Source organism: Streptomyces sp. NPDC058157, assembly GCF_042884105.1.
GTDB lineage: Bacteria > Actinomycetota > Actinomycetes > Streptomycetales > Streptomycetaceae > Streptomyces.
In genome coordinates, this window is the sequence record NZ_JBHVUQ010000197.1 from 1 (window position 1) to 12,790 (window position 12,790).

Genomic DNA, 12,790 nt, shown 5'->3' on the forward strand with positions numbered 1-12,790 from the left:
GCCGTCCTCGTCGACTGCACCCACCTGGTCTTCGCCGACTCCACCCTCCTCAACGCCCTCGTCCGGCTCCGCCGGGAAACCCGCGCCCGCCGCCTGTTCCTGGCGCTCGTCGCGCCGCCCCGCCAGCTGCGGCACCTCCTCGACCTCACGGGCACCGCCGGACTGCTGCCCTCCCACCCCACCTTCGCCGAGGCCCTGGCGGCCGCCGCCGCAGGGCCGCCGGCCCGCCCCTGAGCGGCCGGTCCGCGTCTCACCCCGCCGCGCGCGGGTAGCCGCGGGCGCGGACGAGGGCGTGGACGACCTCGGTGAAGGCCCGGGCGGCGGCGCTCCGGTAGGCGCCCTCGCGGTGCAGGAGGGTGACGGTGCGGGTGGGCAGGGGCGGGTCGAGGGGGACCCGGGTGAGGTGGGGGTGGTCGTCGGTGACGGCGTCCGGCAGGACGGTGACGAGCGGGGTGCGCCGGACGATCTCGGTGAGCGCCTGGACGGAGCCGGCCTCGACCGTGACGCGCGGCCGGACGCGGTGGCGGGCGAAGTAGGCGTCGATGTGGCCGCGGGTGGCGAAGTCACCGCTGAGCAGGGCGAGTCGCTCGTCCTCGTGGGCGCGGACCGGCAGGGGTGCGGGCGCCACGGGGCCGCGCGCCGCGCCCGTGACGAGGCCGAGGGTCTCCGTGAACAGGGCGGTGGCGGCGAGGGAGGGCGGCTGGGGGCCGGCGAAGGCGATCCCGAGGTCGAGGCCGTCGGCGAGCAGGGCCGCCTCGATGCGGTCCTGGGGCAGCTCCACCAGGGTGAGCCCGATCCCCGGGTGGCGGGCGTGGAGCTCGGCGGTGAGCGGGCCGATCAGATAGGCGGTGAAGGTGGGGGTGACGCCCAGGCGCAGGTGGCCGCGGGAGAGGTCCTGGACGTCGTGGACGGCGCGCTCGGCGGCGGCCAGGTCACGCAGGGCGCGCCGGGCGTGCTCGGCGTAGACGGCGCCGGCGTCGGTGAGCCGCACCGTGCGGCCGCTGCGGTCCAGCAGCTGCACGCCCACGGTCCGCTCCAGCTGCTTGACCTGCTGGGAGAGCGTGGGCTGTGAGATGTGCAGGTCCTCGGCGGCGCGGGTGAAGTTGCCGTGCTCGGCGACGGCGAGCAGATAGCGCAGGTGACGCAGTTCGGGAGCAGCCATGCGACCAACCATAGATGTGACCACTGGCTTTCATGGAATGCAGCTCTTGGACGCTATAGCCCCTGCTCATGCACAGTGGATTCCACGGCCCCACAGGCTCCACCACCATCCGAAGGGAGTGACCAGGACCGTGACCGTGACCGTGCCCGTGACCGCGACCGTGACCGCGCAGGACCTCACCGAAGGCGTCGCCCGTTTCCAGAGGGACGTCTTCCCGGCCAAGGCGGACCTCTTCGCCCGCCTGGCCGCGCACCACAGCCCGCACACGCTGTTCATCGGCTGCTCCGACGCCCGCGTCGTCCCCGAGCTGATCACCGGCACCGAGCCCGGCGACCTGTTCGTCATCCGCACCGCCGGGAACCTGGTCCCCGCCCACGCCCCGGGGGCCGACGGGATCGCCGCGAGCGTCGAGTACGCGGTCGCCGCACTGGGCGTGCGCCACATCGTCGTCTGCGGCCACTCCGCCTGCGGCGCGATGACCGCCCTCGCCCGGGGCCACGACCTCAGCGGCGCCCCGGCGGTCGCCGACTGGCTGCGGCACGCCGCCGCCCCGGCGGCCGACCCCACCGCCGACGGGGACGTCCCGGCCCTGGTGCGCCGCAACGTCCTCGCCCAGCTGGCGAACCTCGCCGGCCACCCCGCGGTCGCCGGGGCCCTGGCCCGGGGCGAGGTCGCCCTGCACGGCTGGGTCTACGACATCCCCACCGGCCGCGTCGAAGACCTCACCGCACCCCCGGCCTGACCCCACACCACCCTCCCCGAAAGGACGAACCCACCATGACCCAGGCACAGTTCACCCAGACCGCCCGCGAGTCCCTGGCCGACCGGGCCGTGGCGGCCAAGACCGCCAAGGACCTCTCCTGGAAGCAGATCGCCGAGGCCTCGGGCCTGTCGGTGGCCTTCACCACCGCCGCGGTCCTCGGCCAGCACCCGCTCCCGGAGGACTCCGCGAAGGCGGTGGCCGAGCTGCTGGACCTGGACGCGGACGCGGCGCGGCTGCTGCAGACCATCCCGCTCCGCGGCTCGATGCCGAACCGGATCCCGACCGACCCGACCATGTACCGCTTCTACGAGATGCTCCAGGTCTACGGCACGACGCTGAAGGCCCTGGTCCACGAGGAGTTCGGCGACGGCATCATCTCCGCCATCAACTTCCGGCTCGACGTGCGGAAGGTCGCCGACCCCGAGGGCGGCGAGCGCGCCGTCATCACCCTCGACGGCAAGTACCTCCCGACCAAGCCCTTCTGACGGTCACCCGGCCCCATCGGCGCCCGCGCCGCAGCGTCCGGTCCGCGTCCACAGCCCGCATGACACCCCATCAGGCGGTCGAGTGGCCGGCCCGCACGCGCGGCAGGGGCGACGCGTCACCTCCCCCGGCCCGCCGCCCCGACGGCCACCGGCACGTCTCGCGCCCGCATGTGGCCGGCCAGGACCTCCATCTCCACGAACGTCCCGACGAGTCCCTCCGCGACGAGCTCCGCGGCACGCGCCCGCGCTTCGCCGAGGGAGAGCCCGCCGTCCGCGTCGCGCAGGGCCTTGAGCACGGGGACGAGGCTCGGCAGGTCCGCGGCCAGGCACAGCCGGGCGGGCCCGTGTTCCCGCAGCAGGGCCTGCCGGATGTACTCGGGGGTCACGGGCCCGGAGTCCAGCTCGCACCAGCCGTCGGCACACCCCTCACACCGGCCTTCGCTGCCCCAGCGGAGCCTGCCGCGTTCGAAGAACTGGCCGACGTCGGAGACGCTGGTGCCACCGCAAACACCGCACCGTCCCGCGACGCGTACTCCTTGGGTGATCACGGGGCGCCTCCTCGCTTCCAGTCGGCCGTGTCCGTGTCCGTGTCGGTGTCCGTGGCCGGCCACGCCCCGCGGTCCGCCAGGTCGAGGACGAGCGCGGCGATGTTCCACGCGTCGTCCTCGCCGCGGTGGTGGCGTCCCTCCAGCGGCAGTCCGGCCGTTCGCAGGGCGTGGGCCATGCCCGGCTTCCTGCGGAGTCCGTAGGCCGCGGTGAACACCGCCTTCGCGTTGGTGTGGGTGCGCTCCGTCGGGTAGCCGAAGGGGTAGGCCACCCCGTCGGCCTGACTCTGGCGGGCGAACTGCCGTCGGTCGTACTCCCCCCAGCTCGCCCAGGGACGCCGCCCGGCCCCGTACTCCTCCACGAGGATCCGGCACGCCTCGGCGAAGGAGACGCCCCCTTCCACCTCGGCCTGGGTCAGCCCGGTCAGTTCGCTGCAGAAGTCGCCCACCGTCGACCGGGCGGGGCGGACCAGGACCCGGTGCCGGGACACGCGGCGCCGTGCCGACAGGTCCACCACCGTGAGACCGATCTCGATGATCTCGTTCACGGAGCCGGGCGGCGGCTGTCCGTCCCAGCAGGTGGCTTCGACATCGATGACGTTCAGCAGGGCGGATTCGTGGTGCATGGGGACGAGAGTAGGAACGCCCGCCCGGTTCCGGCACCTGGATTTCGCGGTCCCACACCGCAGTCCCACACCGCCGTTCCGCCCGCACCGGGACTGTCGGACCTCGCTGTTAGGGTCTGCGCCATGGCACATCGTTCCTATCTCTACTCCGCCGATTCCATGCCGACCGAGGACGACATCCCCCAGGCGATCCGGTGCATATCGGAGCACAACTGGGGTATCCCGCTCGCGCACAAGCTGCTGGTCGGGTACGGCACGACGATCGTCCCGTCCATGATCTGGAGCCCCCGGATCGGCATCGCCGCCGACTACGACAGAGGTGCGACGCTGCTCCGCGCCCTCCTGAAGGCGGTCGGGCAAGGCCTCGAGGAGGACGACGAGTTCAGCCGGTGCGCGGAGAAGACCGCGGCCCATCTGGAGAAGCAGCGCGCGCACCACTTCCTCCTGGAGACCGGGGAGATGATCTCCCTCTCGGATGACGATCCGGAGGCGGCGGTCCAGCGGCTGGTCGCCGACGACATCCCCGCCGCCGTCGCCCGGGCCGAGGCGGCCGTCGCCGGTGAGGACGACGCATGGCTCGCCTCGGTCCGCGCCGACTGGCAGGAGAACCTGGGGTCCTTCTACGGCGACGCCCTCTACTACTCCTTCCCCGGGTAGCCACTTGCGGACGGGCGCGTCCAGGCGCGGACGGCCAGCAGGCCGGTCGTACCGAGATCGAGGTGGGGCGTCACCACCACCGGATCCGCGCCCGGTACCGCCCGCACCCTGACGTACGGGACGTCGACGGCATCCCCGGACCCGGTGGTGTTGCGCCACATGAGCCCCGAAAGGGCACTCTCACCCGGCTTCAGGACCACCGGGCGGGCCGGCTCGTCGAACCCGGTGCCGGTGGTGATGCCGCCGCTTCCCTGCACGATCCGGACGCCCTGGACGGGCGAGCGGTTCGTGTCCAGCAGTTCCAGGAGCGGATAGCCGTCGAGTGCGTAGTCGCGCTTCCCGCAGTTCTCCAGGTGCAGGCCCACCACCCGCAGGCCCATCGCGGCGTCACCGTCGTCGGCGGTGACGCGGATACCGGACGGCGGGCACTCACCGGCGGTGAGCGGTGCCTCGGCGGCGGGCACCTTGGTCACCCGGGAGACCTTGACGCGGGTCACCCCGGACGCTCCAGGGGTGTCCCGCCCCAGCCGGACCGTACCCCGCACCGTCGCGCCGGGGGCGACCGAGCGCACCGTCTCCCGGGTGTTGGCCATGACCTGACCGCCGTCGGTGGTGAAGTCGAAGAGGATCGTGTAAGCCAGGGCCTCGGTACCGGCGTTGGTGACCTCGTAGGCCGCCGAGACGCCGGAGTCGCCGGTGGGGAGGGGGCCGGCGGGGGCGCCCAGCCCGTCGGAGCCGGGGCCGGGTCGGGCGGAGGGAACGGTGACCGAGGTGATCCGGACACCGTCCCCGGGCACGCCCGTGGCGGGCGGCCGGACCGCGGGGGCGCCGCACGCCGTGAGCAGCAGGAGCGCGGTGAGGGCGGGGAGCAGGGATGCGGTTCTGGGCATGCCGCCACCCCATCAGGCAGGTGCGGGCCGGGCCATGGCGTGGGCCACACTCCCCGTCACAGGCCTGTCACGGCCGGCCGGTGAGCGGTGGCTCGGACGGAGTTCCACTCGTCTCGGCGACTCGGCGCGCAGCGGCCGCCGACCCGCCCGGCGCTCCCACCCCGTTTCGGCGAGGGTGCGCGGATCGTCGAGCAGGGCGGCGAGGACCAACGCCGCCGGGCGGTCGCCGGGAACACCGCCCGCACGCGCGCCGCAGGGTCGGCGGTGAGCACCGCACCGAGGACGTCCGGGGTGTCGGGCACACCGTGGCGCCCCGTCCGGCAGTGTGACCGCTCCTCCCAGCCGGTGCGGCGAGTTCTGCCCGTGCGGCGGCCTTGGCCCGGCGGATGAGCGCGGCGAACGCCCTGCCCGAACGGCGGAGCCCGGCCTGCCGGAAGGCGAACGGCCAACGCCTGCGGCGCATGCCTGGGCGGAGGCTCAGGTCTGCCGAAGCGGGGCGCCGTGACGGCGCGTCAGGTCACCGACGCGCGTCGGCTACTGCGGGATGCCGCCGTGGTAGCTCTGGCGGCACTCGTTGATCTCGTCCCTGGTGTGGCTGTTCAGGTAGTCCCGGGCCGCCTGTTTCTTCTCCTGGACGGAGACGTTCGGGTCGGAGATCAGGCTGATGAGCGAAGCGCAGTCCCCGCTGGGCTGGACCGGCACGGCCTGGGCCGGCGCGGCGGCGGGGAGCACGGCGACAACCGCCGCGGCGAGAGCGGCGAAGGCGAGTCGTCCCTTCATCGGTATGTCCTCTCCGGACGGCGGAGCGCATCACGATGCTCGCGCTCCTCGATCGGGCGGATCCCGCGCAGGGGTCACAGCGAACGTACCGCTCCGGAACCGGATCCGCATGCCGACCCCCGCCCCCGGCCGGTGACCGTCCGCCGTGGCTAGGGGAGGAGGTCGGCGACCAGGGCGGCGAAGTCCTCCGGGCCGAGGATGCGGATGCCCAGTTCTTCGGCCTTGGCACGCTTGGAGCCGGCCTTCTCGCCCGCCACCAGGAGGGTGGTGCGCTTGGACACCGACGAGGACGCCTTGCCGCCCGCCCGCTCGATCAGCTCGTTCATCTCGTTGCGGGACAGATCCGCGAGCGGACCGGTCATGGAGCCGGTGACGACGACGGCCTGTCCGGCCAGCGGACCGCCCGCCGGGCCGCCCGCCGGACCGTCCTCCGGGGCCTCGCCGTCGCCCGTGCCGGGCGCGGGCCTGTGCTGCGGCTCGGTGACCTGCGTGCCGACCCCCTGTGCCTGGAGCCTGTCGAGGAGCGGGGCGAGTTCGACGAGTTCGGCCGCGATGACGCGGGCCTTCTCGGCGCCGATGCCGTCGACCCCGGCCAGCGTGTCGGCGTCGGCGGCCCGGATGGCGGCCATCGAGCCGAAGTGCGCGGCGATCCGGCGGGACATCGTGCGGCCCGTGCCGCGGACGCCGAGGGCACAGAAGACGCGGCTCAGCGCCGCCCCGCGGGCGGTCTCGAGCGCGGCCAGGAGGTTGGTGGCACTGGTCTCGCCCATCCGTTCCAGGCCGAGCAACTGCTCACGGGTCAGCGTGAACAGATCGGCGATGTCCTTGACCAGCCCGGCCTCCACCAGTTGGACGGCCCGCGTGCCGCCGAGCCCTTCGATGTCGAGCTGGTCGCGTCCGGCCGCGTAGATCACCGAGGCCACGGCCTGGCAGCTGCGGCCGCGCACGCAGCGCCAGCGCTGCTCGGAGGTGTCGATCGCGTCGCCGCAGCGGGGGCAGGCTTCGGGGAAGACGATCGGGCTCTCGGCGCCGGTGCGCCGGTCGGCCAGCGGCGCCTCGACCCGGGGGATCACGTCCCCGGCCCGGTAGACGAACACCTGGTCGCCGATCATGAGCCCGCGGCGGGTGATGTCGGACGGATTGTGGAGCGTGGCGTAGGTGACCGTCACCCCGTCGATGACCACGGGTTCCAGGACCGCGCGCGGGGCGATGATCCCGGTCCGGCCGACGTTCCACTCCACCGCCAGCAGCCGCGTCACCTTGTGCTCGGCCGCCAGCTTCCGGGCCACCGCCCATCTCGGGGCGCGCGAGCCGTTGCCCGCCTGCCGCTGGTCTTCGGCGGTGTCGGCCTTGACGACGACGCCGTCGATCCCGAAGGGCAGCTCCGCGCGCAGGCCGGCGATCACGTCGATCCGTTCCCGCACCTGCTCCAGGGTCTCGCACCGCGTCGGGGCGGCGGCCGTCCCGGCGGCGGTGTTCGCGCCGAGCCCGGCCAGCTTCCCCAGCAGGGCGAGGTGGCCGAGGCCGTCGTCCAGGCCGATCGCGCTGTAGGCGAAGAAGGTCAGCTCGATCCGGTACGGGCGGTCCTTGGCCCGCAGGGTGCCGGCGGCTCCGCTGCGCGGGTGCGCGAAGGGCGTGGCCTCGTGGGCGAGGCGGATCCGGTTGGCCTCCTCGAACTGTGCGGTGGTCAGCAGCACCTCGCCGCGCAGCTCGACGTCGGCCGGCTCGGTGAGGACCGGGGGCAGACCGAGGACGGCGTCGGCGGCGTGGGTGATGTCCTCGCCGGCCAGCCCGTCGCCGCGGGTGAGGAGCTGGACGAGCCGTCCGGCACGGTAGCGGGCGGCCACGGCGAGCCCGTCGAGCTTGGGCTCCACGCACCATCCGGCCACCGGGTGCCCGAGGCGCCGTTCCAGCCCGGCGGCCCACTCGGCGAGCTCGTCGGCGTCGAAGACGTTGTCGAGGGAGAGCATCGGCACCGAGTGCGGCACGTCCCCCTGCACGGCCCCGCCCGCCACCTTCCCGGTCGGCGACTCGGCGAGCGCCTCGTCCGGGTGCGCCTCCTCGTAGGCGGCGATGGCGCGCAGCAGCCCGTCGTACTCGTCGTCACCGAGCGGGGTGGTCCCGTCGCCGTAGTAGGCGGCCGACGCCGCGAGGGCGGTGGTCACGGCCTCGGTGTAGGCGGCGGGGGAGAGCAGGAGGGCACTGTTTTCGGTCATGAAGGTCATCATGCTGCCCGGCACTGACAATGCCCCGGCGGTGACGCCGCCCTGCCCGCCCGGGCCGCGACCGCCTCTCGGCGGATCGCACCATCTCACATCGTGACCTGCGGAGATGCCGCACATTACCGGTCGGCCCCGGGGACGGTACTGTCGTCCGGTCACGGACGGCGACCGGTCGTCCGTCCAACCCCGAGGGAACCGACATGACCGACGATCTGAATGTGCTGCGGGAGAGCCTCGCGTCGGGTGAGCACGAGTTCGCCGACACCCTGGCCTTCATCGCGGCGCACTACGACTACCAGCCGCAGGCGTTCCGCAACGGCGAGGCCGAGAACGCCGCGGGCGAGAACGAGGGCTCCTGCAAGACGCTGGGACTGGCCCTGCTGGAGGGGCTGAGCGACCAGGAGGCGCTGCAGGCCTTCGGTGAGCACTACCGCAGCGTGCTGGCGACGCCGGAGGGCTCCGACCACGGCAACATCCGCAACCTGATGGCCCACGGCCTGGCCGGCGTGAGCTTCGCCGCCCAGCCGCTGACCCACAAGAGCTGAACGGCGCCGACGCCGACGCCGGGCACCGGCGGCATGTCCTGGCCCTGGCCGAAGACCGGGGGCGGCCCGTTCGTCGTGGGCCGCGCACCGGGTCTGCGCGGTGACGGATCTCGCCGGAGTGCTCGCACTGCCCGGCGGGAAGCGGGGTCGCCGCGAACACGGCCTGGGTGCACCCGTGCGTAGGCGCCGGCCCGGTCCCGGCGGATCACCTCCGTCGCGCATCACCGTGATCCGGTTGAGTAGTTGACCGAGCACGGTTGAAAGACAGCCTGGATGGCGGCGTCCAGGCTGAGCGAGCCTCCGGCGGCAGGTAGGTCGAGGCCGACGAAGCGGACCGGGTGCGCCGCTTCGGCGTGGTGAGCCCGCAGCCACCGCAGGGTGCCGCGGCCTTCAGTCGACTGGGCGGAACAGCCGCCCGAATGGGGAGCGAGGAGCGTGTCGAGGTCTGTGTCACCGCCCCGAGTCCAGGTGTCGACGGCCCGGCTGGCTGTGGTCCCGACTTTCCGCGGCGTAGACGGTGAATCCCCATTCTTGAATCAGGAAGCGCAGTATTCGGTCACGTATCAGGCCGTGCTCGAGTATCCGATGGGAGCCTCCCTCCAAGGCGACGATCCGCGCGCTGCCGATAAGACGGCCCAGGGGCGCCAGATCGTCGAACGACGCATCGGCAGCGGCCATGGAGCAAGAGGCTCCGGAGGCCTGATGTTCATGATCATGAACGTACTTCACCCGGAGATCGGGCCGGCAGGGTGCCAGCGTGTGGGCACCGGCTCGCGCGATACGGCGAACCCTCATCGGCGCAGGAGCGCCGGGGCGTCGCGCAGGCCCGTGGTACGACCGCGACGACATCCGGGTCCGGATCGGAGGCGTACCGGACCAGCCCGAAGGTGTCGAGGACGCCCAGGCGTCGCAGCCCGCCGAGGGCCCGGGTGCGTACGGCTCCGTTGCCGTGCCGGGTCAGGCAGGGAGCAGCGCGCCGTCCCGCGGGTCGCTGTGCAAGCCCCGTGTTCCCCGGCGGCCGGGTCGTCGCTCACGCCCGGCTCGGCGAACTGCCAGCACGCGCATCCGTAACCGCGGCCGGGGGGGCGGGCCGGTGCGAGGGCGGCTGCGGGGCGCCTTGTTACGGCTGGACGTGCCGGTACTGCGGCTCCGCGCCGGTCGCACCCACACGGAGCCGATCGCTAGCACGGCCTCGTCTGGATTCCTCGGCTGGATGCTCCGCGACCGGGTCGCCCTGGCGTACGAGCTGTGGCCCGCGAGGTGCGAGCGGGCGGCCACGCAGGTCGAACGCGTGGAGGAAGCGGGCAGGTGGGGCGTGGCCGGCTGCCACCTTCGTGTCGTGCTCTCCCGTAGCCCACCGCCGTTCGGCCCTTCGTAAAGGTTCCCCTGAGTGACGACCTCTCGCTTTGCGTGTGTGCTGTCGGTGGGTCGGGGATGTTCGGTCGCGGACGTTCGGCCTGCACTCACGGAGGAATCAGATGACGAAGCTCGCTTGGGTCGCGCGGGGGATCTCGGCGGTGTCGGGGGCGGTGCTCCTCGGAGCCCTGATGGCGCCCTCCGCGGCGGCGCAGGGTGTGGACCACGATCCCCAGCCCAAGAAGAAGACGAAGGCTTCCCATCCCGCGAACGCCGGCAAGCCGGCCAAGCAGGCCGGGACCGTCAAGCCGGCCAGGTCCGAGGACGACCGGGAGGACGAGGACCGCAGGAAGTGCTCCACCTCCCGCGACCTCGCCACCGCCGCACCGGACTACCTGAACTTCCCCGGCGGTCTGATCTTCACGGTGGCGACCGACCGGCACGGCCACGCGTTCCTCAACGACAGCCGCAACCCGGGCGTCTGGGTCAACCTCGGCGTCCTCGCGCACGCGCCCAAGTGCGTCACGGACACCGCCGCCTCGGTCACCGAAGCCAACCCCGGCTCCCTCTACATCACCCTCCAGGACCGCAACGGGGAGCTGCGCCGGGCCACGTGCACCACCTCGGACGCGCCGTTCACCCGCTCGAACCTGGTGGCCGCCTGCGGCACCGGCTTCACGACCCTCCAGGACACCCCCGTGTAGGGCCCCCGGGGCGTTGGGCGCCGTGGATGGGTCGCCGACGCTGCTACGTCGTCACTTTCGGATCCTGCCGGTCAAGCATGCCGCCGGTGGCGATGCACACCAGCTGCGGCGGGTGTCTGCACAAGGCGGGGGTGGTCCCGGGACGGTACCGCTGCGTCCCCGGGTGGCGGGAGCGGCCTGGCCCGGCCGTACGCTGCCCGGGGGCCTTCGCGGGCCGCCGCAGACCAGTACAGGGACCGGAACCGGGGGATCACGTGGAGCTGCGCCAGTTGCGGTGCTTCGTCGCCGTCGCGGAGGAATTGCACTTCGGACGGGCCGCCGACCGGTTGATGCTCGGCCAGCCTGCGGTGAGCCAGCAGGTGCGCCGGCTGGAGCGGGAGTTGAAGGTGGAGCTGTTCGACCGCTCGCCCCGGTACGTCCGGCTCACCGCGGCCGGCGAACGGTTCCTGCCGGCCGCCCGGGACGTGCTGGCCGCCGAGCGGGCCGCCGCGGCGCTGGCCGCCGAACTGGCCGCTCCCGGCGGCCGGGCGTTCGGGCTCGGCACCATCACCGGGCTCGGCGAGCGGCTCGACCGGATCCTCGACGCCTACCAACGGCACGCGCCCGAGGTCCGCGTGGAACTGCACTCGGCCCCGGTGCAGGAGCGGCTCGCCAGGCTCGCGGACGGCCGCCTCGACGCGGCCTTCGTCCGCGGCGAGATCCCCGCGACCACCGACGACGTGCGCTTCCTGCCGCTGCCGGCCGACGAGTTGATGGTCGCTCTGCCCGCCCGCCACCCGCTCGCGGAGCGTTCCGAGCTCGACCTGGCGGACCTCGCCGAACTGCCGCTGCGGCTCACCGAGCGCCGCAACCATCCGGCGCTGGTCGACCTGGTGCTCACCGCCTGCCACCGGGCCGGCTTCCGGCCCGTCCCCGGCCCGGCGTCCAGCACCCTGCAGGACACGCTCGCCGCGATCGGCACCGGCACCCCGATGTGGACGGTGGTCTATGCGGCCAACGCCCGTCTGACGAGCCATCCGCGGATCGCGTTCCGGCCGCTGCGGGACCGTGTGCTGGCCCTGCCGGTGGCGCTCGGGGTGCGCCGCACCGTGCCGCATCCGGAGTTGCTGGTCGCGGCCTGCCGGGGGTAGGCCGCGCACGATCACGAATCGTGATCGCTGCCAGAGCGAAGCGCGTCTGGTTCGCCGCCAGGCTCTGCGGTGGACTGTTCCCAGAGCGCAGACCGGACATCGGGAGCCGGATGGCGCACCACTTTGAGGAGCAGACCATGCCGATCGTCACCATTCAGCAGGGCCCCCGCAGCACCGAGCTCAAGCGCGAGCTGGTCGCGCGTATCACCGACGCCTTCGTGGACACCCTGCAGCTGTCCGCCGAGACCGTCCAGGTCTGGATCCACGAGGTCCCCGCCGACAGCTGGGCCGCCGCGGGCAAGCTCACCGCCGACCGGTAGCAGCGGCGCGGACGCCCCACCAGGCAACCACCTCTACCAGAACCGGTTGGTACCCCCCTTTCGCCCACTCGTGGTCATCACCCCCGCAACCGCAGTTCGACGGCGGCGCCGTTGATGGCCTGGCTGTGAACCCACGACAAGATCGAAGCAACACGGGCCCGTCGGTCGCCTACCTGACGCTGGCCGGGACCGACGGCGGCGTGAGTGCTACGACGAGTACGGGCGGCGGGCCGGCTGACGCGAACTCTGGGGGTGCCGGTGCCGATCCTGCGGCGGAGGGTGACTGCTCGGGCGGTCGGGCACCTGGTGAAGGCGGGCCTGCTGGTCTACCTCGGCGGCGAGGCGCGGGGTTCCGACGTCCACCCCGATCAGGTGGCAGCCCTGGTCCGCCCCCGGGACTGCCCGCCGTCCCCGACCGGTACGTGCCCCTGGGCAGGGACCGGGCCGCCGTGCGCCTCGGGGTCCGCCGCGTGGACTTCGACCACGTCGGCAGCTCGGGTGGCTGTTCTTAGACCGTGTCCTATGTGGTGGGGCGGATGAGTCGTTTGTAGCAGCAGAGGGCGGCGGCGAGGCCGAGGAAGGCCAGGTAGTTGCGGGGGTGGCGC

At 73.2% G+C, this 12,790-nt stretch carries 15 protein-coding genes; 8 read left to right on the top strand and 7 right to left on the bottom strand.

Annotation, left to right across the window (positions count from 1 at the left end):
* Window positions 1-234 (top strand): STAS domain-containing protein (locus ACFVXK_RS31910; protein WP_389618573.1); only part of this gene is annotated, 234 nt, incomplete at its 5' end.
* 16 nt (window positions 235-250) lie between these two features.
* On the opposite strand, the gene cynR is transcribed toward ACFVXK_RS31910, so the two are convergent.
* Window positions 251-1,162 carry a transcriptional regulator CynR gene (cynR, locus tag ACFVXK_RS31915; RefSeq protein ID WP_389618575.1) on the bottom strand — a complete coding sequence of 304 codons (912 nt, stop codon included), beginning with the start codon at window positions 1,160-1,162 and terminating at the stop codon, window positions 251-253.
* A gap of 130 nt (window positions 1,163-1,292) precedes the next feature.
* Between cynR and ACFVXK_RS31920 the strand changes: the two genes are divergently transcribed.
* Together ACFVXK_RS31920 and cynS are read left to right on the top strand one after the other, a co-directional pair.
* The gene (locus tag ACFVXK_RS31920) at window positions 1,293-1,904 is read left to right on the top strand and encodes a carbonic anhydrase (protein ID WP_389618578.1); all 612 of its coding nucleotides are present in this window, start codon (window positions 1,293-1,295) and stop codon (window positions 1,902-1,904) included.
* 35 nt (window positions 1,905-1,939) lie between these two features.
* Entirely contained in the window at window positions 1,940-2,410 is a 471-nt protein-coding gene (gene cynS / locus ACFVXK_RS31925) for a cyanase (RefSeq protein ID WP_389618581.1), read from the top strand.
* A gap of 116 nt (window positions 2,411-2,526) precedes the next feature.
* On the opposite strand, the gene ACFVXK_RS31930 is transcribed toward cynS, so the two are convergent.
* Both ACFVXK_RS31930 and ACFVXK_RS31935 read right to left on the bottom strand, forming a co-directional pair.
* A complete protein-coding gene (locus ACFVXK_RS31930) occupies window positions 2,527-2,958 on the bottom strand; it encodes a hypothetical protein (protein ID WP_389618584.1) in 432 nt (143 codons plus the stop codon).
* A complete protein-coding gene (locus ACFVXK_RS31935; protein ID WP_389618587.1) occupies window positions 2,955-3,581 on the bottom strand; it encodes an exonuclease domain-containing protein in 627 nt (208 codons plus the stop codon). The genes ACFVXK_RS31930 and ACFVXK_RS31935 overlap by 4 nt, the downstream gene beginning before the upstream one ends.
* 123 nt (window positions 3,582-3,704) lie before the next feature.
* On the opposite strand from ACFVXK_RS31935, the gene ACFVXK_RS31940 reads away from it, so the two are divergent.
* Window positions 3,705-4,238: a hypothetical protein gene (locus tag ACFVXK_RS31940; RefSeq protein WP_389618590.1), complete on the top strand. Its 534-nt coding sequence runs from the start codon at window positions 3,705-3,707 to the stop codon at window positions 4,236-4,238.
* On the opposite strand, the gene ACFVXK_RS31945 is transcribed toward ACFVXK_RS31940, so the two are convergent.
* The 3 genes from ACFVXK_RS31945 to ligA form a co-directional block, all read right to left on the bottom strand.
* On the bottom strand, window positions 4,220-5,128 hold the full coding sequence (locus ACFVXK_RS31945) for a DUF4232 domain-containing protein (RefSeq protein WP_389618592.1): 909 nt from the start codon (window positions 5,126-5,128) through the stop codon (window positions 4,220-4,222). The two genes, ACFVXK_RS31940 and ACFVXK_RS31945, sit on opposite strands and share 19 nt — an antisense overlap.
* A 534-nt stretch (window positions 5,129-5,662) precedes the next feature.
* Window positions 5,663-5,908 (bottom strand): hypothetical protein, encoded by a 246-nt coding sequence (locus tag ACFVXK_RS31950; protein ID WP_389618595.1) that lies wholly within the window; start codon window positions 5,906-5,908, stop codon window positions 5,663-5,665.
* Between the two features lie 149 nt (window positions 5,909-6,057).
* Window positions 6,058-8,133 carry an NAD-dependent DNA ligase LigA gene (ligA, locus tag ACFVXK_RS31955; protein WP_389618613.1) on the bottom strand — a complete coding sequence of 692 codons (2,076 nt, stop codon included), beginning with the start codon at window positions 8,131-8,133 and terminating at the stop codon, window positions 6,058-6,060.
* A 197-nt stretch (window positions 8,134-8,330) separates the two neighbouring features.
* Here ligA and ACFVXK_RS31960 point away from each other — a divergent pair, with 197 nt between their 5' ends.
* On the top strand, window positions 8,331-8,675 hold the full coding sequence (locus ACFVXK_RS31960) for a HopJ type III effector protein (protein WP_389618598.1): 345 nt from the start codon (window positions 8,331-8,333) through the stop codon (window positions 8,673-8,675).
* Between the two features lie 450 nt (window positions 8,676-9,125).
* On the opposite strand, the gene ACFVXK_RS31965 is transcribed toward ACFVXK_RS31960, so the two are convergent.
* Window positions 9,126-9,353 carry a hypothetical protein gene (locus ACFVXK_RS31965; RefSeq protein ID WP_389618601.1) on the bottom strand — a complete coding sequence of 76 codons (228 nt, stop codon included), beginning with the start codon at window positions 9,351-9,353 and terminating at the stop codon, window positions 9,126-9,128.
* An 800-nt stretch (window positions 9,354-10,153) separates the two neighbouring features.
* Here ACFVXK_RS31965 and ACFVXK_RS31970 point away from each other — a divergent pair.
* From ACFVXK_RS31970 to dmpI, 3 genes are all read left to right on the top strand, one after another.
* Window positions 10,154-10,735: a hypothetical protein gene (locus ACFVXK_RS31970; RefSeq protein ID WP_389618604.1), complete on the top strand. Its 582-nt coding sequence runs from the start codon at window positions 10,154-10,156 to the stop codon at window positions 10,733-10,735.
* Window positions 10,736-10,989: 254 nt separating this feature from the next.
* Window positions 10,990-11,865 (top strand): LysR substrate-binding domain-containing protein, encoded by an 876-nt coding sequence (locus ACFVXK_RS31975; protein ID WP_389618607.1) that lies wholly within the window; start codon window positions 10,990-10,992, stop codon window positions 11,863-11,865.
* A gap of 137 nt (window positions 11,866-12,002) precedes the next feature.
* A complete protein-coding gene (dmpI, locus tag ACFVXK_RS31980; RefSeq protein ID WP_389618610.1) occupies window positions 12,003-12,185 on the top strand; it encodes a 4-oxalocrotonate tautomerase DmpI in 183 nt (60 codons plus the stop codon).
* The last annotated feature ends 605 nt before the right edge of the window (window positions 12,186-12,790 follow it).

Coding starts and splice junctions, on each gene's coding strand:
- ACFVXK_RS31935 (WP_389618587.1), bottom strand. CDS start 3,581: ATGCACCACGAATCCGCCCTGCTGAACGTCATCGATGTCGAAGCCACC.
- ACFVXK_RS31940 (WP_389618590.1), top strand. CDS start 3,705: ATGGCACATCGTTCCTATCTCTACTCCGCCGATTCCATGCCGACCGAG.
- cynS (WP_389618581.1), top strand. CDS start 1,940: ATGACCCAGGCACAGTTCACCCAGACCGCCCGCGAGTCCCTGGCCGAC.
- ACFVXK_RS31945 (WP_389618592.1), bottom strand. CDS start 5,128: ATGCCCAGAACCGCATCCCTGCTCCCCGCCCTCACCGCGCTCCTGCTG.
- ACFVXK_RS31970 (WP_389618604.1), top strand. CDS start 10,154: ATGACGAAGCTCGCTTGGGTCGCGCGGGGGATCTCGGCGGTGTCGGGG.
- ACFVXK_RS31965 (WP_389618601.1), bottom strand. CDS start 9,353: ATGGCCGCTGCCGATGCGTCGTTCGACGATCTGGCGCCCCTGGGCCGT.
- ACFVXK_RS31950 (WP_389618595.1), bottom strand. CDS start 5,908: ATGAAGGGACGACTCGCCTTCGCCGCTCTCGCCGCGGCGGTTGTCGCC.
- ligA (WP_389618613.1), bottom strand. CDS start 8,133: ATGACCTTCATGACCGAAAACAGTGCCCTCCTGCTCTCCCCCGCCGCC.
- ACFVXK_RS31960 (WP_389618598.1), top strand. CDS start 8,331: ATGACCGACGATCTGAATGTGCTGCGGGAGAGCCTCGCGTCGGGTGAG.
- cynR (WP_389618575.1), bottom strand. CDS start 1,162: ATGGCTGCTCCCGAACTGCGTCACCTGCGCTATCTGCTCGCCGTCGCC.
- dmpI (WP_389618610.1), top strand. CDS start 12,003: ATGCCGATCGTCACCATTCAGCAGGGCCCCCGCAGCACCGAGCTCAAG.